General features: G+C 66.8%; 28 protein-coding genes. 12 read left to right on the forward strand and 16 right to left on the reverse strand.

Going from position 1 to position 23,606, the window contains the following annotated elements; translation table 11 throughout:
* Positions 1-9: 9 nt before the first annotated feature.
* The 13 genes from CYU89_RS09980 to CYU89_RS10040 are packed head-to-tail and all read right to left on the reverse strand — an operon-like array spanning position 10 to position 6,396.
* Positions 10-606, reverse strand: coding sequence for a hypothetical protein (locus tag CYU89_RS09980; RefSeq protein ID WP_296280598.1), 597 nt, complete (start codon positions 604-606; stop codon positions 10-12).
* Positions 603-728, reverse strand: coding sequence for a hypothetical protein (locus tag CYU89_RS09985; RefSeq protein ID WP_296280600.1), 126 nt, complete (start codon positions 726-728; stop codon positions 603-605). Before CYU89_RS09985 ends, CYU89_RS09980 begins: the two co-directional genes overlap by 4 nt.
* Positions 709-936: a hypothetical protein gene (locus CYU89_RS09990; RefSeq protein ID WP_296280601.1), complete on the reverse strand. Its 228-nt coding sequence runs from the start codon at positions 934-936 to the stop codon at positions 709-711. The genes CYU89_RS09985 and CYU89_RS09990 overlap by 20 nt, the downstream gene beginning before the upstream one ends.
* Entirely contained in the window at positions 929-1,234 is a 306-nt protein-coding gene (locus tag CYU89_RS09995) for a hypothetical protein (RefSeq protein WP_296280603.1), read from the reverse strand. The genes CYU89_RS09990 and CYU89_RS09995 overlap by 8 nt, the downstream gene beginning before the upstream one ends.
* Complete coding sequence (locus CYU89_RS10000) at positions 1,227-1,616, reverse strand: hypothetical protein (protein ID WP_296280605.1); 390 nt, start codon at positions 1,614-1,616, stop codon at positions 1,227-1,229. The genes CYU89_RS09995 and CYU89_RS10000 overlap by 8 nt, the downstream gene beginning before the upstream one ends.
* Positions 1,616-1,852, reverse strand: a complete 237-nt coding sequence (locus CYU89_RS10005) for a hypothetical protein (RefSeq protein ID WP_296280606.1) — start codon at positions 1,850-1,852, stop codon at positions 1,616-1,618. The genes CYU89_RS10000 and CYU89_RS10005 overlap by 1 nt, the downstream gene beginning before the upstream one ends.
* Positions 1,849-2,043, reverse strand: a complete 195-nt coding sequence (locus CYU89_RS10010) for a hypothetical protein (protein ID WP_296280608.1) — start codon at positions 2,041-2,043, stop codon at positions 1,849-1,851. Before CYU89_RS10010 ends, CYU89_RS10005 begins: the two co-directional genes overlap by 4 nt.
* A complete protein-coding gene (locus CYU89_RS10015; RefSeq protein ID WP_296280610.1) occupies positions 2,040-2,267 on the reverse strand; it encodes a hypothetical protein in 228 nt (75 codons plus the stop codon). Before CYU89_RS10015 ends, CYU89_RS10010 begins: the two co-directional genes overlap by 4 nt.
* Entirely contained in the window at positions 2,264-3,388 is a 1,125-nt protein-coding gene (locus tag CYU89_RS10020; protein ID WP_296280611.1) for an AAA family ATPase, read from the reverse strand. The genes CYU89_RS10015 and CYU89_RS10020 overlap by 4 nt, the downstream gene beginning before the upstream one ends.
* Entirely contained in the window at positions 3,385-5,391 is a 2,007-nt protein-coding gene (locus CYU89_RS10025) for a transposase domain-containing protein (RefSeq protein WP_296280613.1), read from the reverse strand. Before CYU89_RS10025 ends, CYU89_RS10020 begins: the two co-directional genes overlap by 4 nt.
* On the reverse strand, positions 5,391-5,849 hold the full coding sequence (locus CYU89_RS10030; protein ID WP_296280615.1) for a hypothetical protein: 459 nt from the start codon (positions 5,847-5,849) through the stop codon (positions 5,391-5,393). The genes CYU89_RS10025 and CYU89_RS10030 overlap by 1 nt, the downstream gene beginning before the upstream one ends.
* Positions 5,849-6,145: a hypothetical protein gene (locus CYU89_RS10035; protein WP_296280618.1), complete on the reverse strand. Its 297-nt coding sequence runs from the start codon at positions 6,143-6,145 to the stop codon at positions 5,849-5,851. Before CYU89_RS10035 ends, CYU89_RS10030 begins: the two co-directional genes overlap by 1 nt.
* Positions 6,145-6,396 (reverse strand): DNA-binding protein, encoded by a 252-nt coding sequence (locus tag CYU89_RS10040; protein ID WP_296280619.1) that lies wholly within the window; start codon positions 6,394-6,396, stop codon positions 6,145-6,147. The genes CYU89_RS10035 and CYU89_RS10040 overlap by 1 nt, the downstream gene beginning before the upstream one ends.
* A 297-nt stretch (positions 6,397-6,693) precedes the next feature.
* On the opposite strand from CYU89_RS10040, the gene CYU89_RS10045 reads away from it, so the two are divergent.
* The 10 genes from CYU89_RS10045 (at position 6,694) to CYU89_RS10090 (ending at position 13,993) form a co-directional block, all read left to right on the forward strand.
* A complete protein-coding gene (locus CYU89_RS10045) occupies positions 6,694-7,077 on the forward strand; it encodes a hypothetical protein (RefSeq protein ID WP_296280621.1) in 384 nt (127 codons plus the stop codon).
* Positions 7,078-7,114: 37 nt separating this feature from the next.
* The gene (locus CYU89_RS10050) at positions 7,115-7,417 is read left to right on the forward strand and encodes a hypothetical protein (protein ID WP_296280623.1); all 303 of its coding nucleotides are present in this window, start codon (positions 7,115-7,117) and stop codon (positions 7,415-7,417) included.
* Between the two features lie 308 nt (positions 7,418-7,725).
* Positions 7,726-9,096 carry a signal recognition particle protein gene (gene ffh, locus CYU89_RS10055; RefSeq protein ID WP_296280624.1) on the forward strand — a complete coding sequence of 457 codons (1,371 nt, stop codon included), beginning with the start codon at positions 7,726-7,728 and terminating at the stop codon, positions 9,094-9,096.
* Between the two features lie 100 nt (positions 9,097-9,196).
* Positions 9,197-9,997: an aminotransferase class IV family protein gene (locus tag CYU89_RS10060; protein WP_296280626.1), complete on the forward strand. Its 801-nt coding sequence runs from the start codon at positions 9,197-9,199 to the stop codon at positions 9,995-9,997.
* Positions 9,998-10,101: 104 nt separating this feature from the next.
* Complete coding sequence (gene rpsP, locus CYU89_RS10065; protein ID WP_296280628.1) at positions 10,102-10,359, forward strand: 30S ribosomal protein S16; 258 nt, start codon at positions 10,102-10,104, stop codon at positions 10,357-10,359.
* Between the two features lie 37 nt (positions 10,360-10,396).
* Positions 10,397-10,924, forward strand: a complete 528-nt coding sequence (gene rimM, locus CYU89_RS10070; protein ID WP_296280630.1) for a ribosome maturation factor RimM — start codon at positions 10,397-10,399, stop codon at positions 10,922-10,924.
* Between the two features lie 135 nt (positions 10,925-11,059).
* A complete protein-coding gene (gene trmD / locus CYU89_RS10075; protein ID WP_296280631.1) occupies positions 11,060-11,818 on the forward strand; it encodes a tRNA (guanosine(37)-N1)-methyltransferase TrmD in 759 nt (252 codons plus the stop codon).
* A 149-nt stretch (positions 11,819-11,967) separates the two neighbouring features.
* On the forward strand, positions 11,968-12,372 hold the full coding sequence (gene rplS / locus CYU89_RS10080) for a 50S ribosomal protein L19 (protein WP_241045774.1): 405 nt from the start codon (positions 11,968-11,970) through the stop codon (positions 12,370-12,372).
* A 125-nt stretch (positions 12,373-12,497) separates the two neighbouring features.
* Positions 12,498-13,562 (forward strand): hypothetical protein, encoded by a 1,065-nt coding sequence (locus CYU89_RS10085; RefSeq protein ID WP_296280635.1) that lies wholly within the window; start codon positions 12,498-12,500, stop codon positions 13,560-13,562.
* A 23-nt stretch (positions 13,563-13,585) separates the two neighbouring features.
* Positions 13,586-13,993, forward strand: coding sequence for an RNA-binding S4 domain-containing protein (locus CYU89_RS10090; protein WP_296280637.1), 408 nt, complete (start codon positions 13,586-13,588; stop codon positions 13,991-13,993).
* Between the two features lie 68 nt (positions 13,994-14,061).
* On the opposite strand, the gene CYU89_RS10095 is transcribed toward CYU89_RS10090, so the two are convergent.
* From CYU89_RS10095 to mutS, 3 genes are all read right to left on the reverse strand, one after another.
* Complete coding sequence (locus tag CYU89_RS10095) at positions 14,062-14,679, reverse strand: DUF937 domain-containing protein (protein WP_296280639.1); 618 nt, start codon at positions 14,677-14,679, stop codon at positions 14,062-14,064.
* A gap of 142 nt (positions 14,680-14,821) precedes the next feature.
* On the reverse strand, positions 14,822-17,068 hold the full coding sequence (gene katG / locus CYU89_RS10100; RefSeq protein WP_296280643.1) for a catalase/peroxidase HPI: 2,247 nt from the start codon (positions 17,066-17,068) through the stop codon (positions 14,822-14,824).
* 400 nt (positions 17,069-17,468) lie between these two features.
* Positions 17,469-20,012, reverse strand: a complete 2,544-nt coding sequence (gene mutS / locus CYU89_RS10105; RefSeq protein WP_296280676.1) for a DNA mismatch repair protein MutS — start codon at positions 20,010-20,012, stop codon at positions 17,469-17,471.
* Between the two features lie 393 nt (positions 20,013-20,405).
* Here mutS and CYU89_RS10110 point away from each other — a divergent pair, with 393 nt between their 5' ends.
* Complete coding sequence (locus CYU89_RS10110) at positions 20,406-22,976, forward strand: TonB-dependent receptor (protein WP_296280644.1); 2,571 nt, start codon at positions 20,406-20,408, stop codon at positions 22,974-22,976.
* Between the two features lie 120 nt (positions 22,977-23,096).
* Positions 23,097-23,588 carry a CinA family protein gene (locus CYU89_RS10115; protein ID WP_296280645.1) on the forward strand — a complete coding sequence of 164 codons (492 nt, stop codon included), beginning with the start codon at positions 23,097-23,099 and terminating at the stop codon, positions 23,586-23,588.
* Positions 23,589-23,606: the final 18 nt, after the last annotated feature.

Here is a 23,606-nt window from a genome sequence, read left to right on the forward strand (position 1 = left end):
GGGTTCGGGTCAGGCCACCAGGCGCCGCGCGGCGAGCTGGGTGGCGTTGTTGGCCGCGACCAGTGCGGCGATCAGGGTGTGCGGCAGCTCGGCCTTGCAGGCATCGTCCAGCGCGTCCTGCAGGTCCTGGGCGATGGCGTCCAGGCGTTCGACCAGGGCGAAAGGAGGCTTCCTGGCCTTGGCAGGCGGTGCCTGCACCGGAGTCTCCGGCGACGACGGCGCGGGCGGCGTGGCGATGGACGCGGTCGGCTCGTCTTCTGGCGGATCGATGGGCGGGGGCGGAATACGCTGCGGCCGAGCGCGCAACTGCGGTGGCGGCAGATCCACCGCCGGCTCAACCTTGGCGGATGCAGCGACGCGCGGTAGACGCTTCGTTTTCCCTGTCCACTCCGGGTGGTTGCTCCAGTGCAGAAGCCCGCCGATCTCTGACTTCACGAAGCAGCCCTCGATCTCGCCCGTGCGCATGGAGGCAGCCACCGCCGAGGCGCCCGCCGTCCTGACGCCGCGCGCCTGCAGGCGGTCGAAGATCTGGCGCGCCGTCAGGGAGTCGTCGGCCTTGTCGAGGATGTCCCGGATGTTGTCCCGGATGGACGTGCCGGCACTCACGACAGCACCGCCGACAGAAGGCCACCCATCACCAGGCCAGCAGCGAAGCAGCCGAAGCTGACCAGGGCGACGACCAGGCCGCCGCCATCGAAGTGGCGACCATCAATGCGAGCGTTCTTCATCAGGGGTTCCTTCATCGAAACGAGTGACAACCACGGCGGGGACCGGGTCGGGGGAAAGCTGCGCGGTGATGGCCACCACGTAGCGGGGTTCGCGGTCGGCCTTGACGCGCACGGAGGCATGGCCCAAGGCTTCCTCCACGCTGGCGAAGCCATCGGAGCCGGCGACGTGTTCGGCGCGCATCACCAGAAAGCGTTGCGGCTCAGGCATGACCCACCGCCTGGGTGCTGGGAACCAGCGCCCACCACTCCAGCTGCACGCCGAAGTAGCGCGTGGCCATGACGTGCTGCACGCCGCCGCTGGGATTGGGAAACTTCATCCTGACGCTGCCTGTTACGAACGGCGGCGGGCTGGCCACGTGGATCGTGGCGCCTCGCGGCGTCACGGTGGCGCCGACGACTTTGCAGCCGGCTTGCGTGAGCTTGTCCGCCGCTTCGCGGGCGAGTTGAAGGCCGTTTGCAACGGCCTCTTCGGTGGGCGTGGTGGCGATGTTGCGGGCGTTACTCATGATCGGTGTTCCCCTGGGTGACGGTGACGGGCAGGTTCAGCTGGCCAGCCAGTTCGGGCATGGCCACGCGCTTCTGTGCAGCGATCTGCTGCAGGCTGGTTTCGGCGCGTGCGAGCAGGTGTTGGCAGGACTCGTTGAGTTCGTCGTCGTTGGCGGCGATGAAGTAGCCGTGCGACGGCAGCGTGCACACCGGGTGACCCTGCGTGCGCAGGAACACCACGCAGTCCCGCAGGCGACGCTCGTCGGCCGCGCTGGCGCTCTCGGCCAGCTCGATGACCAGCTGGGTGGCGGTGGCCCCGTTGGCTTTGCCCACGCGGCGCTGCAGCGCGGCCAGGACGGTTTCCGGGGTGATGGCGTGCTGCATGTCGCGGGCGTGCTTCATCAGGCGGGCTCCTCGATCTGGCGGATGGCGTTGAGCAGGCGTGCGGCAGCGGACCAGCTGATGCTGCGCAGGAACGTATCCATGCGGATGCCGTACTGCGGGTCGATGCCGGCACGCTTGAACAGATCAGCGTGTTCGTCGGTGACGTAGAACGATGGCCGGCCGGCTTTCCGCAGCGCCTTGACGATGTGAGCGCGCAGCGGGGCGGTGGTCGTGGTGAGAGTGCTGGTGTTCAATCGATCACCATGAAGTCATCGACGGGCACGAAGGCGTTGAACTGGGTGCCGCAGCAGTCGCATGTCAGCACCAGGTCGACGCGGTCCTTGCCTTCCGGATCGTCGGCGGCATTGACCAGGTCTACGGCGGTAACCTCACCGTGGTGGTGGAGATCCACACCGCAGCGGCGGCAAGGAACAGACCGGCTCATCGGGCGTTCTCCCGCTGGATGATCTGCACCAACTCGCCCACGGTCAGGTCATCGACCTCGCGGCCGCTGTCCACGACCGCCTGCACCACGCGGCACTTGAAACTGAGGCTGCCCATCGCGAAGGCAGTGATCACGTCCGAGGCGATGACCAGGTCGGCGGTGGCCTGGCTGATGGCCACGGCACGCGACGGCGGGAGGCTGAAAGGCAGGACGTTGCTGCTCATTCGAACACCCCCAGCTCACGCGCGGCGACTGCGATGTCATCGCAGCTGAGCTTGCGGTCCTGTGCCTTGGCGTAGGCTGCCGCCAGGCGCAACACCTTGTTGAGCTGGCGCAGCGCGCCCGGCTTGCTGGCGATGGCGCGCAGCGCGTCGCGGCAACGGGGATCATCGAAGCCCCAGGCATCAATGATCGCGTCCGCATCCTTGGCGCTGGCCTTCTTGAGGATGATTTTCTGGCCGACGCGGGAGTACAGGCGGTCCAGGAACGGCGCGCGCGTGCCGCCGGTCATCTGCGTGTAGACGCGCTCGTTGCCGAGCAGCACCAGGCCGATACCGCCCTGGTCGAGGATGGCGCGCACCTGGTCCAATGCCTTGACGGTCAGGTGCTGCGCTTCGTCCAGGACCAGCAGGCCGTTGGTGTTGCGCACCTTCGACAGGATCGTGCGGAACAGGTGACCGCTGGTGCGCGCGTAGTCACGCACACCCAAGGCGATCACGATCTCCTCCATCGCGGTGATCTCGCCGCCGGTGGCGGGCGTCAGCTCCACGACCCACACGTTGGGTGTGGAGCTGCGGTAGCGCTCCACCGTCTTTGTCTTGCCCAGGCCAGCGCCGCCCAGGATCAACACTAGGTCCTGCGCCATCTGCGCGTAGCGAAGGCCCGCCATGATGCGGGCGCTGGTCGGCGTGTCGGCCCATGCCGGCGGCTGCGGCAAGCCGCCGTCCCGGGTGCGCTCTTCATACGCCTGCAGCCAAGCGCGCACCTTCTTGCCGATGGCCTGCAGGTTGCCGTTGTACAGCCCGCCCAGCCACTGGCTGAGCGTGGTGCTGGAGATATCGGCCTCCCTGGCGATGCGTGCCTGTGAGTACCCGCTATCGCGCGCGAGGATGTCGCGGATGTTCTCCCGCAGGCCATCCATATCGACGGGCGTGATCTCTGGCTGCTGGATGGAGGTGATGTTGGTCATTGAGTCCCCTGTGGACAGGCGTTGGTGAACAAGAAAGGGTTCTTTCAGCGGCGGCATGACGGCCGGCGCGTGCTTCTGCAGGCGTTCGCGCCAGCGCAGTACGCGGCTGCCTGGTGCGCCCTTGCGGCGGTGTACGTGGGCGGCGTACGGCTTCATGCGTCGTCCTCCGGCGGCTGCCAGCCGAAGCGCGCGTTCTGCGTGGCCTGGGCGCGAGCGAGGAAGTCACTCAGCGCACTCGCGCGGCCGTCATCGGTGCCGGTGCGCGGCAGTGCTTCGGGTTGCGGCTCCGGCTTCGGGCGCGCCTTGTTGCCGAACAGCGGCGCGATGACGCCCGGCGCCGGCAGATCGGTGGGGATGGCCTCCGGCAACTGCTGCACCAGCGTGGCCAGCTCCATGCGACGCTCCGCCTGCAGCTGCTTCTTGGCGGCATTGCGGTGCTGCGTCCTGGCACGTGCGTGGTCGCGCGCAGCCTGCGTGTCGGCAAAGCCCACGGCGGCGATGCACTCTGCCTCACCGAGGTACGCGTTGGACAGGCTGTAGACCTGGACGCTGGTGTGCAGCGCGTCCGGATCGAACCGCAGCACGACCTTCTGGCCGGCGTAGGCACCCAGCGCTTCGGACCAGTAGCGGTTGTCGGCCAGACGCACCGAGCCATCGCGGCGATCAGCCGTGACCACTTCCGCTGTCAGCAGCAGCTGGCGCAATTGCTCGGTGCTGGCCTTGCGGATCTGCGCTTGCGCGTAGCTGTGGTTGAACGCCTGGTCGAAGCTGTAGCGACCGGCGCACACGCGGCTCTCGCGACCCTCGCGGGCGTTGTGGGCGGCGATCTCCTGCTGCAGGAACTTGACGAAGGTGTCCAGCGGCACCGCCTTGCTGCCGTAGTTCTCCGGCTTGGCGGTCGGGTTGTTGCCCGTGTAGGCGCCCGCGAAAGCCGGGTGCTTGGCCACGTTCTCGCACAGGTCGCGCCAGGCGCGCTCGATGGGCTTGGCCTGGCCGTGGTACGGCGTGGCCCAGTGGATCTCGCAGCCCATCGCCACCAGCACGCCCGTCGGATCTTCGTCGCGCACCTTGAAGCGGAAGCGGTTGGCGACGCCGCCGGTCAACATCTTGCTGGCGAAGCCCCGGCCGTTATCCAGCCAGACCTTCGACGGGATGCCGTAGTTCTCGATCACATCGCGGAAGGCCATGCGCGCCAGATCCGCGCTCTCTGTCTCGGCGATGCGGTAGCCCAGCAGCTTGCCGCTGTAGAGATCCTGGACGCCGACCATGATCGGGCGGCCGATGGTGCCGTCGGGCCACTTCACGAACACGTCGAACTTGTGGCCGTCGGCGTTCACCGCTTCCAGGGCATGGAACACGCTACGGTCGCGCTCCTGTGCGGGGAACGTGCGGCCGAAGGCTTCCGCGCCCTCGCGCGCCAGGATGCGAACGCCACGCGGCAGCTCGCGCTCGATGCGGCGCATGAAGGTGCGCAGGTGAGGCAACTCCCAGCCGCGCACCTTGGCGATGCTCTCGACGCGGCGATAGCACGCGCTCGCTGCCGGCGCTTCAACGCGCAGGAAGTCGGACTTGAACAGGTCCCATGCCTCGGCCGGGATCTCGGTGGTGGCGGTGCGACCGCTGTATTCGGGCAGCAACATCGCCAGGCGGTGCTGCTTCTCGACCTTGGCCACGTCGCTGGCCCAGCGGTAGAGGCTGGCCACGCTGGCGCCCCGCACGTTCTCGCGCTGAAGCTGCGCGGCCACGGCCTGGCGCGCGTTGACCGCGCTGTGGCCTTCGGCGATCAGGCGTTCCACCGCCTGCAGGGCCTGCAGGCGCCGGCCGGCGGTGTCCTTGATGTGCTGCGGCGCGGCTTCATAGCGCGTCCAGGCGTCCTGGATCTGCGCTTCGGAAACGCTGGCTTTGCCCTGGCGCTTGACCGGGCTGGTGCTGGCCACGGACTCCGGGCGCTTAGCGAGGAGCAACGCTGCCTGCGTGGTCGCCGGCAGATTGGTCCACGGGTACTCAAAGCCTTTACCCTTACTCCGATTGCGGGCCGTCCAGCCTTCACGCTCGGCCATCTTGCGAACGCCGCGCTCGGTACCGGGCATGCCGGCGACGCCAGCCAAGGCGGCCGCACTGAACCACTCGATGGAAGCGACGCGATCACCGTCGGCCATCAGCGCATCCTCCGGCGCATGTCCTGCAGGGCGCGAAGGCGGTCACGGCCGCTGTTCAATTCGGACTGCATCCGGCCGATCTCGGCATCTAGCGCGGCCGGCCCCATCAGGAAGCGGCCGCCACGCTTGGCGGCGTGCCAGTCCGTCAGCAAGGTGGAGCGACAGACGTGCTCGATGGCCACGACCAGCCAGAAAGGCAGGTTGAAGGCGTCGCGACTCTCAGCTGTGTAGCCGTCCAGCATTTGCTTGCTGATTTCCTTGCCCACCAGCCGCGACACGTTCGCCGAAACCCAGTAGCGGTCGTGTTCGGGATCGTCGGCCTGCGTTTCAGCCAGCATCTGGCTCAGCAGGCAGGAAAGCTCGGTGCGGAAGTCCAGGGCGCCAGGCGCGGCCTGGACCGGTTGGGGAATCGCGGCGAAGAGGTCGCCCGTGCCCGCGTCATTTCGACGGCGTGCCATCAGGCGACCTCCTCACCGCACACGCTCGCGCAGGCGGAGGTCTGGATCTGGACCTGCTCACGTGCTGCCGGGGTTTTCGCGGAGTCTGCGGACGCGGGGCACTGACCGGCTGATCCCCACCCATTGGCCCGGGCCAGGCTGTCGTCTTGGGCCACCCTGGCCTGCGCGATGTAGGCCGCGCGACGGCCGACCGCCGCCAGTGCCAGGGGGGTGTTGCGGCGGCGGCGGTGATAGACCGCACTGCGGTTGGCTTCCCGTGCCATCGCCACCAGGGCGTAGATAGGCAGGGTGTTCATCAGGCCACCCGCTTTTGTGGATTGCGCGGTTCTGCCGGGCTGGTAGGCTGGTCATCGGCCAGCTTCATGCCCAAGGCCACGGCGATGTCATGGGCTTTGCCGTAGTGGGCCTTGGCTTGGCCGTTGAGAACCCGGTAGACCTCGTTCCGGGTGTACCCACGGGCTTCCGCCCATTGGGTCGTGGTGATGCCCTGCATTCGCAGGCGCTGTTTGACCTGTTCTGGAGTCAATGCCTTCTTCGGGCGGGACATGTCGGGCGGCTCCGTGATGCAAACAAATGGTGTCTATCTACGGGGCAAATATCCGCACATCTGCGGCGCATGTCAAGCAGAAATGCGGTTCCGATTCGAAGAAATGCGGTTGAGGTTAGAAAAAGTGCGTCTATTTCATGTATTTCAGGCACTTACATGACAAACGGAACTGCTCACACGGGTTCCGATTTGGTTCCGATTCCGGCGCCGGGAATCGGAACTAGAATTTCTGCGGCTCTTGATCGCCTCGGAACCCGCACAACTGCGGCAAAGGCGCTGAGGGTCTCGGTGGACTCCTTGGCCCGCTACATCCGGGAAGAGAACATGCCGCCCTTCGACTTCATGGCTCGGCTTTGTTTGGGCACTGACCTGAGCCTCGAATGGATGGCGACCGGCGTGGAGCCGGCGAAACCCGCGCCGTTGGTGGCTTCTCAGGCAGTGCGACCCGAAGTTGTCAGCCTTGCCGTCCAGCTGGCCGAGGAGGCGTTGGAAGGGAAGCGACTGGAGCCGCCGGACTACGGCCAGCTGGTCAGCCTGATCTACGACGCCCTGGTCAATGGCCTGCCAAGCGCCCAGGTGTTGGCGTTCGCACGGCCCGCAGCACGCGGGTTTTCCAGGGGGAAAGAGGATGCCGCACAGGGTGTGGGTGGATCAGGTAAGGGAGCTGCTGGCCAGGGCTAAGACGCCGCGCAGCGCTACGTTCGACAATCTGGGGGCGTTGAAGACCAGCATTGACGGTGCGCTGGCCGCCGCAGAGGCGGCGCGCCAGGAGGCTTGCCTGGAGCGCCCGTGTTCGACGCCATTCCCCATCCGTCGCCGCAACCTGATGGCGCAGATCGGCCTGAAAGCCAAGCACTACGGGCTTTCCGACGAAGTTCAGGCGTTTGTGTACGCCGCCGGCTACCGGGTCATCCAGGAGATGGACAACGACCAGCTGGACGCCCTGAACACCTGGCTCGCCCAGTGGGTGGACAGCATGCAAACCGCCTGCGATTCCCCGTACACCCCGCCGGCCCGTTGAAGCCCGGTCGCAGGGCATTTAAACGGCCGTCCAATGGGACGGCCGTTTTCGCATTTCATGTGTCCAATTGGGGGGAGAGGCGCCGGTTTCGCAAACCTGGCGCTTCGCCGCGTCCGCCGCTGGCTTTGCGGCTGAAACGTCGGCTTTTCGGGCTTTTCGTCCCTTTTTTTCCCGTCTTATTCCGTCTTATCCCGGTTTCTCAAACCTAGAGTCGGGGAACAGCGAAGGCGGCCCGCGCTGCGCGGGGAGGAGGCAGAGAGCGGGACCGCTATAATCGCCGTCCGTTTTCCCCTGGCGTGCCTGCTTCCATGTTCGAATCCCTGACCCAGCGACTCTCCGGCACCATCGAACGCCTGCGCGGCCGTGGCCGCCTGAGCGAGGAGAACATCCGCGAGGCCACCCGTGAGGTCCGCATCGCCCTGCTGGAGGCCGACGTGGCCCTGCCGGTGGTGCAGGCGCTGATCGAGCGCATCAAGGTGCGTGCGGTCGGCCAGGAAGTGCTGAAGTCGCTGACGCCGGGCCAGGCGCTCATCAAGGTGGTCCGCGACGAACTGACCGCGGTGATGGGGTCGCAGGCCAGCGATCTGAACCTCAACGTGCCGGCACCGGCCGTCATCCTGATGGCCGGCCTGCAGGGCGCGGGCAAGACCACCACCGTCGGCAAGCTGGCCAAGCACCTGCGCGAGAAGCGCAAGAAGAAGGTGATGGTGGTCAGCGCGGACGTCTACCGTCCCGCCGCGATCGAGCAGCTGAAGACGCTGGCGGAGCAGGTGGACGTGCTGTTCTTCCCGTCCGATGCCGGGCAGAAGCCGGAAGCCATTGTGCGTGCCGCCATCGACGACGCGAAGAAGTCCTTCGTCGACGTGCTGCTGGTCGACACCGCCGGCCGCCTGGCGATCGACGAGGCCATGATGGCCGAGATCAAGGTGCTGCACGCCGCCGTCAAGCCGGTGGAAACGCTGTTCGTCGTCGACGCGATGACCGGCCAGGACGCCGCCAACACCGCCAAGGCCTTCAGCGAAGCGCTGCCGCTGACCGGCGTGGTGCTGACCAAGACCGACGGCGATGCGCGCGGCGGCGCGGCGCTGTCGGTGCGCTACATCACCGGCAAGCCCATCAAGTTCATCGGCGTGGGCGAGAAGCCCGACGGTCTGGACGTGTTCCACCCCGAGCGCGTGGCCGCCCGCATCCTCGACATGGGCGACGTGCTGTCGCTGGTCGAGCAGGTCGAGCAGAGCGTCGATCGCGAGAAGGCCGAAAAGCTCGCCGCGAAGGTCATCAAGGGCAAGAAGTTCGACCTCAACGACATGCGCGACCAGCTGGAGCAGATGCAGAACATGGGCGGCATCGGCGGCCTGATGGACAAGCTGCCGGGCATGGGCCAGATCCCCGAGCACGTGAAGCAGCAGGTGCAGCAGGGCAAGGAAGTGCCGCGCATGATCGCCATCATCAATTCGATGACGAAGAAGGAGCGTCGCAACCCGGCGCTGCTGAATGGCTCGCGCCGTGCGCGCATCGCCAAGGGCGCGGGCCTGACGCCGGCCGACGTCAACAAGCTGATGAAGCAGTACCAGCAGATGGAAAAGATGATGGGCAAGCTGGCCGGCGGCGGCATGAAGGGCATGATGCGCAACATGAAGAGCATGATGGGCGGCCGCGGCGGCATGCCGTTCCGCTGAGGCTTTCGCTTGCTGTGGGAGCGACGTAAGTCGCGATCTTGCCTCCGCTCATCGCGACTTACGTCGCTCCCACATTGGATTGAAGCGGAGTTCCGGTCCCATGACGCTCGCTTACCTCAACGGCAAATCCGCCAGCGCCGACGATCTGCGCGCGCTGGCATTGGCGAACTATGGCCACTTCACCTCGATGCAGGTGCGCGACGGTGCCGTGCAGGGCCGTGACTTGCATGTCCGGCGGCTCGAAGAGGCGACGCAGGCTCTGTTTGGCGCCGCGTTCGATGGCGTGACGGCCTTGCGCCAGGCGGCGCATGCGATGGAATCCGCCGACCTGCGCGATGCGTCCCTGCGCATCACGGTGTTCTCCCTGCGCTTCGACTACCGCGATCCTGCGCGTGCAGTGACGCCGGATGTGCTGGTCACGCTCGCGCCCCCTTCCACGGCGGAAAAGCCGGCGCTGCGGGTGAAGACGTATCCGTTCGTGCGTCCACTGCCGCAGTTCAAGCATGTCGGCACGTTCCCGCTGTTCCATTACCGCAGACAGGCGCTGGCGGACGGCTTCGACGATGCGTTGTTCGTCGATCCTGCGGGGTGCGTGGTGGAGGGGTCGATCTGGAATCTGGGGCTGTGGGACGGCGCGACGGTCATCTGGCCCCAGGGTCCCGCCCTCCGCGGAACGACCGAGCAGCTGTTGCAACACGCCCTGGGTGCCAAGGGCGTACCGCAGCGGCATGAGCCGGTCGCGGTGGCTGAGCTGGAACGGTTCCGGGCGGGATTTGCCTGCAATGCCAGTGGCTTGCAGCCCGTGACCGGGGTCGACGCTGTCGCATGGGGGGCTGATACCGATCTGATGGCCGGGCTGTCGGACGTCCTGCGCGCCGTCCCCTGGGAGCCGCTGGCCTGACCTGCCCGCCTGCGCCATGGGCGGGGTTTTCCTGACGGATTCAATGGCTTAGAATAGCCGGCTTACCTCGCCATTCTGGCGACTGGGCAACACTGGAAAACACCATGGTCAAGATCCGTCTCACCCGCGGCGGCGCCAAGAAGCGCCCCTTCTACCACATCATCGTCACCGACTCGCGCAGCGCGCGTGACGGTCGCAACATCGAGCGCGTCGGCTTCTACAACCCGGTCGCCGCTGGTGCCGAGAAGCGCGTCGAACTCGACGTCGCCCGCGTCGACCATTGGGTCGGCAACGGCGCGCAGCTGACCGAGAAGGTCCGCAGCCTGTACAAGGAAGTCGCCAAGTCCGCTCCGGCGGCCTGATGGCCCGGCCGCGCGAACGGCGCGGCCTTTCCTTCGCATGAACACCGAGCGCCCACCGACCCCGCAGAAGATGATTCTGCTGGGAAGGCTTCTGGGCGCTTTTGGTGTGCGTGGCCAGATCAAGATCGAATCCTGGACCGAGCCGCGCGAGGCCATCTTCCGCTACCAGCCGTGGACGCTGCGCGATGCGTCCGGCGCCCAGCGCGAGCTGAGCGGCGCGCGCGGCAAGGCATCGGGCAAGCATCTGGTGGCCACATTGCCGGGCGTGGAAGACCGCGATCAGGTCGAGGCGATGCACGGGCAGGAGATCCTCGTTCCGCGCGCTGCCCTGCCGCCGCCGAGCGCGGGCGAGTTCTACTGGGTCGATCTGGAGGGGCTTCGCGTCGTCAATGCCGACGGGACCGACTTCGGCACCGTCTCGCACCTATTTTCCACCGGCGCCAATGACGTGCTCGTCGCGCGTGGCGACCGTGAGCGGCTGATTCCCTTCGTCGAACCCGATTACGTTCGCTCGGTGGATTTCGAGGCGGGCGTGGTCACCGTGGACTGGGACACGGCGTTCTAGCAGTGAGCGGAGAGCAGTGGGTAAGGGTGCCGGAGTTCCTGTCGCGCCTTGCCATCATCGCTCCCCTCGCGCTCTCCCGTGTTCTGCCGGCGCTCTTGCTCACTGCTCACTCTTCTCCACTCACTTCTCCCCTCCATGCGCATCGACGTCATGACCCTGTTCCCCGACTTCATCGCCCAGGCCGCGGCCGTGGGCGTGGTGGGGCGTGCGCAGGAGCGGGGGCTGTTGTCGCTGCATGGCTGGAATCCGCGCGACTACGCCAGCGGTGGCTATCGCCGCGTGGATGACCGCCCGTTCGGTGGCGGTCCCGGCATGGTGATGATGATCGAGCCCTTGCAGGCGTGCCTCTCGGCGGTCCGCGCCGCCGATGCACAGCCTGCGCCGCTAATCTACCTGAGTCCGCAGGGTGCGCCGCTCACCCAGAAGAAGGCGCGTGAACTGGCCGCGCTGCCGCGCATGATCCTTCTGTGTGGCCGCTACGAGGGCGTGGACGAGCGTTTTCTCGACGCCGAAGTCGACGAGGAAATCTCTATCGGCGATTACGTGCTCTCCGGCGGCGAGCTGGCTGCGGCGGTGCTGATCGACGCCGTTGGCCGGCTGCAGGAGGGGGCGCTGAACGATGCCGACTCGGCCGTCCAGGACAGCTTCGAGGGGGATGGCCTGCTGGACTGTCCGCACTTCACCCACCCGTCCCGCCATCCGCTGGGCGACGTGCCGGCCGTGCTGCGCTCCGGCGACCATGCGGCCATCGCGCGCTGGCGCCGGCAGCAGGCATTGGGGCGGACCTGGCTGCGGCGGCCGGACCTGCTGGACGAGACCGGTCTGTCCAAGGCCGACAAGGCCCTGCTGGAGGCGTTCAAGGCCAGCCAGGCGGGCGGGGAAGGCGCAGGGTAGCCAGCCCGGCCCGGAATCCGGTAGAATGCGCGACCCTTGGGCGGTTCTCGCCTGCGGACCCCATAACAATATCGTGCAGCGCAATCCGGCGACTGCATCAGTTTCCGCTGTCGCAAGACACGATCACGCATACAAGCATTGGTGCCAACATGAGCAAGCTCCTCCAGGAATTCGAAGCCTCCCAGATCACGCGCGAGCTGCCCGCGTTCGGCCCCGGTGACACGGTCGTCGTCAACGTGAAGGTCAAGGAAGGCAACCGCGAGCGTGTGCAGGCGTACGAAGGCGTCGTCATCGCCAAGAAGAACGCCGGCCTGAACTCCGCCTTCACCGTGCGCAAGATCTCGCACGGCTACGGCGTCGAGCGCGTCTTCCAGACCCACAGCGCCTCCATCGACTCGGTCGAAGTGAAGCGCCGCGGCAAGGTCCGCGCCGGCAAGCTGTACTACCTGCGCGAGCTGGAAGGCAAGGCTGCCCGCATCAAGGAAGACCTGGCAGCGAACGCCGCCGCCAAGGTCGCCCGCCAGGCGGCTGCCGCCGCTGCCGCTGCCGAGTAATACCGGCTCGAGCGCGTCGCAACGGACGGCCACCTTCGGGTGGCCGTTTGCGTTGGGGCATCGCGTATGTTTTTTGTCTGGCCGACCCGCGTGGCCCTTTCGCTCTCCCATCGGATTCGTGTGTGATGACGCGTGACTGGAAAAGGCGGCGGCGCCGCCTCATGGCCTTGATGGCGGGCCTTCTGATGCTCGGCGAGCTGGCCGCCGCCACGTCACCGAGCCGGCGATTCACGCTCGACGCGTTGTCTCCCCTTGCGTCGGCTTCGGAACTCACCTCGCGCCTGCTGACGCCCGTGACCCAGGATCGCATCCTCAAGTTTCGCGAAAAGGTGGATTTCAGCTTCAGGGAACAGACCATCGAAGTGGGGGAAGAGCCTTACGAGCTTTTCGTCCCCGAGCCTGCTGCGGACGGAACATACGGCCTGCTGGTCTTCATCTGGCCGGGCGACGAGATACAGGTGCCGGAAGGATGGTGGAAAGTCCTTCGGGACAACCACATCATCTATGTCGCTTCCCGCCGTTCGAGCAATGTCGAGAATATCTTCGACCGACGCGTGCCGTTGGCGCTCCATGGCTACGAGTACGTGCGTAGCCGTTACAGACTGGCGCCCGGACGCGTGTACATCGGCGGTTTCTCCGGTGGCTCGCGCACCGCGCGGCGGGTGGTGATGGCGTACCCGGACGTGTTCCATGGCGTGCTGCTCATCGGCGGCAGCGATCCGCTCGGCGGGGAGAGCGGATTCACGCTGCCGTCGACCGCGTTGTCCCGCGAACTCCAGCAACATACGCGGTTCGTGTTCTCGACAGGGGGCAACGATTCACCCAATCGTGCGAAGGATGCACGTACCCGTAAAGACCTCGAAGCATTGTGCATGCAGGGCATTCGGCTGGTTCCGCAGAACGGCGTCGAACACTGGGTGCCGGACGGTCGTGGATTCGGCAGGGCCCTGAAGCAGTTGGAGATGCCGGTATCGCAACGTGCGGATGCCGGTGCCTGTGCCGGCGCGCTCGATCAAAGCATCCAGGCGCAACTCGACGCGGTCGCGGCCAAGGTGGGAAGTGGAGAGCTCGATGAGGCGGGACGGCTGCTTGCGCGACTCGATGCGCACTATGGTGGACTGGCGGCCCCGCGAAGCGTCGAGCTGTCGCGGATCATCGCGGAAAAGGCGGGGCTGTATGAACTGCCTTAGCGCGACTCCGTCGGGGGCGTCCGATGCATAGCGGCAGTACGCAGCCCGACGCGGTCAGGCTGGATCTCTGGCTCTGGGCGGCCCGCTTCTTCAAGACCCGCAGCCTGGCCAAGCAGGCGATCGAGACCGGCAAGATCGAAGCGGGCGGGCAGCGGGCGAAAGCGTCGCGGGCGGTGCGCGTGGGCGACGTGCTGGCGATAACGCGCGGCGAGGACGTGTTCGAGGTCGAAGTGCGTGCGCTCAGCGACAAGCGGGCGTCGGCGACCGTGGCGCAGGCGTTGTACCTGGAATCGGACGCCTCCCGGTCGCGGCGCCTTGCCGCGCTGGCGGAAAGGCAGGCGGAGCGCGCAGGGTATCAGGCGCCGTCGTCGCGTCCCGACAAGCGTGCTCGGCGCCTGATCCGTGCGCTGGGCGATATCGACGCCCTGTGACCGGGGACTGCATGAAGAAGGGCGCCATCGGCGCCCTTCTTCACTGCCGCGTCGAGGCGTGATGCGTATCAGCGCCCGCCGCCCAACATGCCGCTGCCGATCTTGAGGATGTCGCCCAGGCCCAATTGGCCGTCGCCGTCCTGGTCCAGCACCGCGCCCAGCAGGCCACCCCCGAGTCCGCCCTGTTGCTGCGCGACCTGGCGTTCCTGGCCGAGCACCTGGCCCAGCGCATTCGGACCAGCATTGCCATGGCCGAGGAAACGCTGCGCCAGGAAGGACAACACGATCGGCGCGAGGATCTTCATCAGCATCGCCGACTTGTCGCCACCCAACCCGGTCGCCTGACCCAGGCTGGCTTCCGCGCGCGGCTGCGCACCACCGAAGATGTGACCCAGGATGGCTGCGCCATCCGTCTGGCGACTCGGCGCCGAACCGCCGCCGACCACCGCCCCCAGCACGCTGCCGAGGTCGAGGCCGGCATGGTCTTTCTGCAGGGCACCGAACAGCGCCTCCGCGCCCTGCGGTTGTGCTGCGTTCTTGCCCAGCGCGCCCAGCAGCAAGGGCAGGGCGGCGGCCACGGCGCCGGAGGTCTGCATCTGGCCCACGCCGAGTTGCTGCGAAACCTGTTGCAAGGGCGCGCCCTGCAGCTGGGCGAAGAGTTCTTCTGCGAGTGACTGGTTGCTCATGGTGTGGCCGTCCTCCTGGACGCGATGGGTGGCGCCGATCATCCTAGCGCCAAATCCCGTGACCTCCGTCTCACAATAGACCGGACCGACCGGCGGATCGGGTTCAACCCGCACGCGCCGCGTGCGGGTCGCGACCATCGCGCTACGCCAGATCGAAGCGATCCAGTTCCATCACCTTGGTCCAGGCGGCGACGAAGTCGTCCACGAACTTCGCCTCGCCATCGCGACTCGCGTAGACCTCGGCCAGCGCGCGCAACACCGAGTTGGAGCCGAACACCAGATCTACGCGCGTGCCAGTCCATTTCAAGGCGCCGGTCTTTCGGTCGCGGCCCTCGTAGCTGTTGGCGCCGGTCGCTTTCCATTCGGTACCCATGTTGAGCAGGTTGACGAAGAAGTCGTTGCTCAACGTGCCCGGCTTGTCGGTGAACACGCCATGCGCACTGCCGTCGGCATTCGCGCCCAGTGCGCGCAGGCCGCCGACCAGGACGGTCATCTCGGGGGCGGTGAGGGTCAGCAGCTGCGCGCGATCCACCAGCAAGTGCTCTGCCGGCACGGCGGAGCGTCCCTTGAGGTAATTGCGGAAACCGTCCGCCACCGGTTCCAGCACGGCGAACGAGGCCACATCGGTCTGGTCGGCACGCGCATCGGTGCGGCCTGCGCGGAACGGCACGGTGACATCGTGACCGCCCGCCCTGGCCGCCTGTTCGACGCCCACGCCACCGGCCAGCACGATCAGGTCCGCGAGCGAGACCTTCTTGCCGCTGGCGGCATCGAGATTGAATTCCATCTGGATCCGTTCCAGCGCCTTCAGTACCTTCGACAACTGGTCCGGCCGGTTGACCGCCCAGTCTTTCTGCGGAGCAAGGCGGATGCGCGCACCGTTGGCGCCGCCCCGCTTGTCGCCGCCGCGGAAGGTCGAGGCCGACGCCCATGCCGTGGAGACCAGCTCGGCGACGGACAGTCCCGAGGCGGCGATCTTCTGCTTCAACAACGCGACGTCACCGGCGTCGATGGTCTCGTAGTCCGCCTTCGGCAACGGGTCCTGCCACACCAGTTCTTCCTTCGGAACCTCCGGACCCAGATAGCGGGCGCGCGGACCCATGTCACGATGGGTCAGCTTGAACCATGCACGCGCGAAGGCCTCGGCGAATGCCTGCGGGTTTTCGAGGAAGCGCCTGGAGATCGGGCCGTAGACCGGATCGAAGCGCAGCGACAGGTCGGTGGTCAGCATCTTGGGGCGCTGCTTCCGGGTTTTGTCGTGCGCATGCGGCACGTCCTCGGGGGCGTCCTTGGCGACCCACTGGTGCGCGCCGGCCGGCGATTTCTCGAGTTCCCATTCGAAGCCGAACAGGTTTTCGAAGAACTTGTTGCTCCACAGTGTCGGCGTCTGCGTCCAGGTCACTTCGATGCCCGAGGTGATCGTGTCACCGCCGCGGCCGCTGCCGAACTTGTTGTGCCAGCCGAAGCCCTGTGCTTCCAGTTCGTCGGCTTCGGGCTCGGCGCCGACGTTGTCGGCGGGGCCGGCACCGTGGGTCTTGCCGAACGTATGGCCGCCGGCGATCAGGGCGACGGTTTCCTCATCATCCATCGCCATGCGTGCAAACGTGTCGCGGATGTCCTTCGCCGCCAGCAGTGGATCCGGATTGCCGTCGGGTCCCTCCGGGTTCACGTAGATCAGGCCCATCTGCACGGCGGCGAGCGGGTTTTCGAGGCGGCGCGAATGCACGTCGCCATCGGCATCGTCGTCAGACACCAGCACGGCGGCATCGCCGGGTTTCTCCACGCCGTCCGAGCCATGCGCATAGCGCAGGTCGCCGCCCAGCCACGTCGTCTCCCGGCCCCAGTAGACGTCCTGGTCGGGCTCCCACACGTCCTCGCGTCCGCCACCGAAACCGAAGGTGCGGAACCCCATGGTTTCCAGTGCCACATTGCCGGTCAGGATCATCAGGTCGGCCCAGGAGATGCTCTGGCCGTACTTCTGCTTGATCGGCCACAGCAGGCGGCGCGCCTTGTCCAGGCTGACGTTGTCCGGCCAGCTGTTGAGCGGGGCGAAGCGCTGCTGCCCGCGACCGCCGCCGCCGCGCCCGTCCTGGATGCGATACGTGCCCGCGCTGTGCCATGCCATGCGGATGAAGAGACCGCCGTAGTGTCCGAAGTCGGCCGGCCACCAGTCCTGCGAGTCGGTCATCAGGTCGCGCAGGTCCTTCTTCAGCGCGTGATAGTCCAGCTTGTTGAAGGCCTCCGCATAGTCGAATCCGCTCCCCAGTGGATTGGAGCGCGAGGAATGCTGGTTCAAGAGATCCACGCGCAACTGGTTGGGCCACCAGTCGCGGTTGCCGGTACCGCCACCGGCGGTGGGATGGAACGGGCATTTCGATTCGGTGGTCATGGATTTCCTTCCTTTGGCGGTCGGGTGAGTGGGTGGGAGCGGGGTGGTGTCACGCGGGATACAACGCGACGCGACGACGTCAATCGCGCGTGCGGCAGGGCAAGACGGGAGCGGCATGCCGATGGTCAGGCAGGAGATGCGCGTTGATGGCTGACGTCCCCGGCGGTGCGTTGGCGGATGGCGACCAGACTAGGCAGTGCGGACGATCAATGAAAATCGTTTGTAGCGAAGAGTCCGATAGCGGTGCTCAATGGTGCGGCGCGCCATCGCCCCTCCCTGAAACTGGTCTCACGATACTCCGCGCGCGTTACGCGGATGTTGGAGATGCGGGCGCAGCCGCAGGCGACGGAGGCCGCACGGCGATGGCTTTACCCATCCGCGCGACCTCGCGCAGCGCGTTTCAGAGCAGCGCCTTGAGCCGATAGAGGGCTTCCAGGGCCTGCTTCGGCGTCAATTCGTCGGGATCCAGCGCGGCGAGCGCTTCCTGCGCGGCGGAGGGTGTCGCGGCGAACAGTCCGAACTGTTGCGGGGCATCGAGCGCCTGCGGCGCCATGTCCGAGGCGTGCGTGTCGCGACCGCGCTGCTCCAGTTCCGCGAGTCGGCGCCGCGCCTGTTTCAGGGTGATCTTCGGAAGTCCGGCCAACGCCGCGACCTGCAGGCCGAAGCTGCGATCGGCCGCACCGTCCTTGACCGCATGCATGAAGACCAGCGTGTCGCCGTGCTCCACCGCATCCAGGTGCACGTTGGCGATGCCGCTGGCGGGTTCGTTGGCCAGTGCAGTCAGTTCGAAATAGTGCGTGGCGAACAGCGTATAGCAGCGGTTGCTGGCCGCCAGATGACGCGCCACCGCATCGGCCAGCGCGAGCCCGTCGTAGGTGGACGTGCCGCGGCCGATTTCGTCCATCAGCACCAGCGACTGCGAGGTGGCGTGATGCAGGATGTAGCTGGTCTCGGCCATTTCCACCATGAAGGTGGACTGCCCGCGCGCGAGGTCGTCGCCGGCGCCGATGCGGGTCAGGATGCGGTCGATCGGCCCGATCACCGCCCGCGAGGCCGGCACGAAGCTGCCGATGTGCGCGAGCAGCACGATCAACGCGTTCTGCCGCATGTACGTCGACTTGCCGCCCATGTTGGGGCCGGTGATGACCAGCATGCGGCGGCCCTCGTCCAGGCGCAGGTCATTGGGCTCGAATGGCTCCTTGCGCACCGCCTCGACCACTGGATGGCGACCGCGCTCGATGCACAGGCCGGGCGCTTCGGCCAGTTCGGGCCGTGCCCAATCCAGTTCCTGCGCGCGCTCGGCGAAGGACGCCAGCACATCGAGTTCGCTGAGCGCGGCTGCACAGCGCTTGAGCGGTTCCAGGCGCGCATTGAGCGTATCCAGCAGCGCGTCGTACAGCAGCTTCTCGCGCGACAGCGAGCGCTCGCGCGCGGACAGGACCTTGTCTTCGAACTGTTTCAGTTCCTCGGTGATGTAGCGTTCGGCGCCGGTCAGCGTCTGCCGGCGCGTGTAGTGCACGGGCGCCTTGTCGGCCTGGCCCTTGCTGATCTCGATGTAGTACCCGTGTACACGGTTGTAGCCGACCTTCAGCGTGGCGATGCCGCTGCTCGCGCGTTCACGTGCTTCCAGGTCCACCAGGAACTGGTCGGCGTGGGTGCTCAGGCGCCGCAGTTCGTCGAGCTCGGCGTCGTAGCCGTCGGCCAGTACGCCACCGTCGGTGAGTTTGAGTGGTGGCTGCGGTGCGACCGCTGCCAGCAGCAGCGTCGCGGTGTCGTCGTGTTCGCCCAGTTCCGCGGCCAGCGCCTGCAGGCGTGGCGAGTCGAGCGGCTGAAGGTGGCCGCGGATGTCGGGCAACAGCGCCAGCCCGTCGCGGAGCGTGGACAGGTCGCGTGGCCGCGCCGATCGCAGCGCGACGCGGGTGAGGATGCGCTCGAGATCGCCAAGCGCACGGAAGGCGCCGCGCAGGTCGCGATCCGTACCGTGCCCGATCAGTGTCGCGATGGCATGGTGGCGCTCACTCAGCACGGCGCGGTCGCGCAGCGGCCGGTGCAGCCAGCGGCGCAGCAGGCGGCCGCCCATCGGGGTGACCGTGGTGTCGAGTACGCCGAGCAGGGTGTGCCTGGTGTCGCCATCGACGCGCGTGTCCAGTTCGAGATGGCGCCGCGTGGCGGCATTCATCGCGATGGCATCGCCGGCCGATTCCAGCGCGATCGCGGTCAGGTGGGGCAGGCGCTGCTTCTGGGTCTCCTCGACGTAGCCGAGCAACGCGCCCGCCGCGCCGGTGGCCAGGGCTTTGTCGTCGATGCCGAAGCCGGTGAGATCATGCAGGCCGAAGAAGCCAAGCAGCTGGCGACGACCGCTGTCGGGATCGAACAGCCAGGGCGCGCGACGGCGCAAGCCGGTGCGCTGCTGCAGGAATGCGGGCAGGCCTTCTTCGTCGGGCACCAGCAACTCGGCCGGCTCGAGCCGCGCGAGTTCGGCTTCCAGCGCATCGTCGCTGTCCACTTCGTTGACCATGAAACGGCCGCCGGCCAGGTCCGCCCACGCCAGGCCATAGCCCGAGCGTCCCCGACTGATCGTCATCAGCAGGGTGTCGCGGCGTTCGTTGAGCAGGGCTTCGTCGGTCACCGTGCCCGGCGTGACCACGCGCACCACCTTGCGTTCCACCAGGCCTTTCGCCAGCGCCGGATCGCCGATCTGTTCGCAGATCGCCACCGACTCGCCGAGTGCGACCAGGCGGGCCAGATAGCCTTCGCAGGCATGCACGGGCACGCCCGCCATCGGGATGGGGGCGCCGCCGGAACTGCCGCGCTGGGTCAGCGTGATGTCGAGCAGTCGCGCGGCCTTGCGCGCGTCGTCGTAGAACAGCTCGTAGAAATCCCCCATGCGGAAGAACACCAGCAGGTCCGGATACTCCGCCTTGGCGGCGAAGAACTGCTTCATCAGGGGCGTGTGTTCCGACTTGTCTTTGCTCACGTGGCCAGCGGGGAAGGGGAGGCAAAAGGGCGTTGATTGTAGCGGCTGGGCACCCATGCCCGTGCGCGCGTTGACCCGTACGCTGCCCCTGCGGGTCGAGCACGCACATGGCTCGAAGCCACGCATGCTGCACGCCCCGCGTAACGCCAGTTCCGCACGATCGTTCGGAAAATCAGTGGGTTATCCGTGCCAAAGTGATGGCCTGCGTATCGACGCAGTGCAGAATGCCGTGCTGTGAAGCCGGTGTTAATTTCGCGTTGACGCAAGGGGAGTTGCGTTCGTCGTCAGCGGCATCGCCGCTCGCCACATCAGGTACACCACAGCACCAACCGCCAGACATGACCCTTGGGAGGGGAGAACATGGTCAACGCATCGCCCAGGCACAAAGCGCTTTCGCTTGCCGTCTTCACCGCGCTCTGCGCCAGCTCGCATGCGTATGCGCAGCAGGCCGCCGCGCCGGCAACGGATGAGGAACCCACCACGCTGGCGACCATGACGGTCACCGCGCAGAAGCGCGAGGAGGCCATGCAGGACGTGCCGATCGCGATCACCGCGGTGTCCGAGCAATTGCTGCAGGACACTGGCGTGCGCGACATCAAGGACCTCCAGGTCCTGGTGCCGGGCTTGACCGTGACCAGCACCCAGAGCGAGGCCATTACCACCGCGCGTATCCGCGGCATCGGTACCGTCGGCGACAATGTCGGCCTGGAATCGTCGGTGGGCGTGGTGATCGATGGCGTGTACCGCCCCCGCAACAGCGTCGGCTTTGGCGACCTCGGCCAGCTGGAGCGCATCGAAGTGCTGAAGGGCCCGCAGGGTACCGTCTTCGGCAAGAACACCTCCGCCGGCGTCATCAACGTGGTCACACGCCGTCCCAGCTATACGCAGAGCGCGGAAGGCGAGATCACGCTCGGCAACTACAACGCCATCGGCGTGTCGGGCGCGTACAACGACGCGTTGGGCGAAGTGGGTGCGTTCAACATCTACGCCGCCAAGCGCAAGCGCGACGGCTGGATGGATGTGCGCACGGGCGCCGGCCCGCGTCGCGAGACCGACGACAACGATCAGAACTTCCATACCGTGCGCGGCAAGGTACTGCTGGAGCCGACCGAGAACCTGGAAATCATGCTGTCCGGCGATTTCACCAGCCGCGAGGAAAACTGCTGCGCGGCGGTACAGACGACCGTCGGTGCGACGGCTGCCATCCTCAACCGGCTGGTCGGCGGCCAGGCCGTGGCCGCGCCGGGCGACGACCCGTTCAACCGCGTGGCCTACAGCAACCGGCCGACCACCCAGGACATCAAGGAGAATGGTGTTGCCGTCGAAGTGAACTGGGACTCGTCCTGGTTCGGCGGCGCCACGCTGACGTCGATCACCGCGCAGCGCGAATGGGAGGCGATCAACGGCCTCGACTATGACTTCAGCACGGCCGACATCCTGTACCGCGTGGCGGACAAGGACGAGTCGTTCACCGGCTTCAAGACCTTCAGCCAGGAATTCCGCCTGACCGGCGCGACCGATCGCATCGACTGGATGGTCGGCGCGTTCTATACGGACGAAGACCTGGATCGCACAGAGACCTATCGCATCGGTCCGCACTACGAGCCCTACCTGTCGGTCGCGCTGCTGTCGATCATCAATCCTGCGCTGGGCACCTCGCCGACCGCGCCGCTGTTCCTCTCGCAGGCTACCGGTCGTCCGTTCGGCACGGTGTTCGCCGGCCTGGGTGCGCTGGATACTTACCAGCAGAGCGCGAAGAGCACGGCGCTGTTCACCAACAACACGTGGCATGCCACCGATGCCCTCGACCTGACGCTGGGCCTGCGCTACACGCGCGAGAAGAAGACGCTGGTTTCGAATTACAGCAATCCGAACGGCGGTGCGGGCTGCGGTTCCATGCTGGCCAATCCCGCGCAGGTCGTCGCCGCCCTGGTGGCGCGCGGCCTGACGGTGGCGCAGGCCAGCGCCGCCGCCCCCACGGTGGTCGGATACGGCTGCCTGCCCTGGGCCAATCCGCTGCACAACGCACCGTCGCGCGACACGGTGCAGAGCCGCGAGGAGAAGGAGTGGTCCGGCACGCTCAAGGCCGCCTACCGCTGGAACGACAACGTGATGACGTACGGTTCGTTCGCACGCGGCTACAAGGGCGGCGGCTTCAACCTCGACCGCGTGCAGTCGTCGAACGGCCTGAGCAGCGGCAGTGCGAACGGCATCCAGCCTGTCCTGGACACCTCCTTCGGCGGTGAGTTCGTCGACAGCTACGAGCTGGGCGCCAAGACCACCTGGCTCGACGGCAACCTGTTGTTGAACGCCACCCTGTTCCATCAGAAGTACGAGGACTTCCAGCTCAACAGCTTCCTGGGTACGAGCTTCGTGGTGCGCTCGATCCCGGAAGTCACCTCGCAGGGTCTGGATGCCGAACTGATGTGGCAGCCCAAGTCGATACGCGGTCTGATGCTGCAGAGTGGCCTGATGTATGCCGACACCACCTACGGCGACAACATCCCCGGCGGCGACTTCGTTTCGCCGACCGGCGCGCTGTACAAGCTGCCCGGTGCGCAGATGAGCTTCGCTCCGAAGTGGTCCGGTTCGGCATCGGTGACGTATGAATGGGACGTGGGCAGCCTGATGGCGCGCTTCAACATCGGTGCCAAGTACGTGTCCGAGTACAACACCGGTTCCGACCTCGACCCGGAGAAGATGCAGGGCGCGTACACGGTCGCCAACGCGCGCTTCGGCATCGGCGCGCAGGACCAGCGCTGGATGCTCGAGTTCTGGGGCACCAACATCACCGACGAGGAATACGTGCAGGTCGGTTTCGACGGTCCGCTGCAGAACGTCTCGCCGGCCCCGAACAATCCCTTCAACACCTTCAACGCGTTCCTCGGTGCGCCCCGCATGTACGGCGTGACCTTCCGCGTCCGCTACTGATCCCCTTCGCACGATGTGGCGAGCGGCCCGCCCCCTGGCGGGCCGTTTTCTTGTGTGCCCGACGGGCGACAGCGCGCGGCAAATCGGCTACAACACGACAGTCCCCCGTCGGAACCGATGATGTCAGCCCCCACCGATGAAGAACTGCGCGCCCTGGCCCATCAGGTCGGCGAGCGCCTGCGGCAGGACCGCGATCACCTGGTCACGGCGGAAAGTTGCACGGGTGGCTGGATCGCCAAGTGCGTGACTGATATCGCGGGCTCGTCGGACTGGTTCGACTGCGGCCTGGCCGCCTACAGCTACGAAGCCAAGCAGGCCCTGCTGGGCGTGCGGCCGCAGACGCTTGAAACACACGGCGCCGTCAGCCGGGAAACCGTCATCGAAATGGTCTCCGGTGCGCTGGTCAACTCGGGTGCCAGCGTCGCCGTCGCCGTGACCGGCATCGCCGGTCCCGGGGGTGGCAGCCCCGACAAGCCGGTCGGCACGGTGTGGATAGGCTGGAAGCGGCGCGGGGGCTACGCGCGGGCGGAGGTCTTCCAGTTCGCAGGTGACCGTGAGGCGGTACGCCGGCAGACGGTGGCGACCGCACTTGCGGGCCTGGAGCGGCTGTAGCCGGGGTCCTGACGGAAT

The organism is Pseudoxanthomonas sp. (genome assembly GCF_002863005.1).
Lineage (GTDB): Bacteria > Pseudomonadota > Gammaproteobacteria > Xanthomonadales > Xanthomonadaceae > Pseudoxanthomonas_A.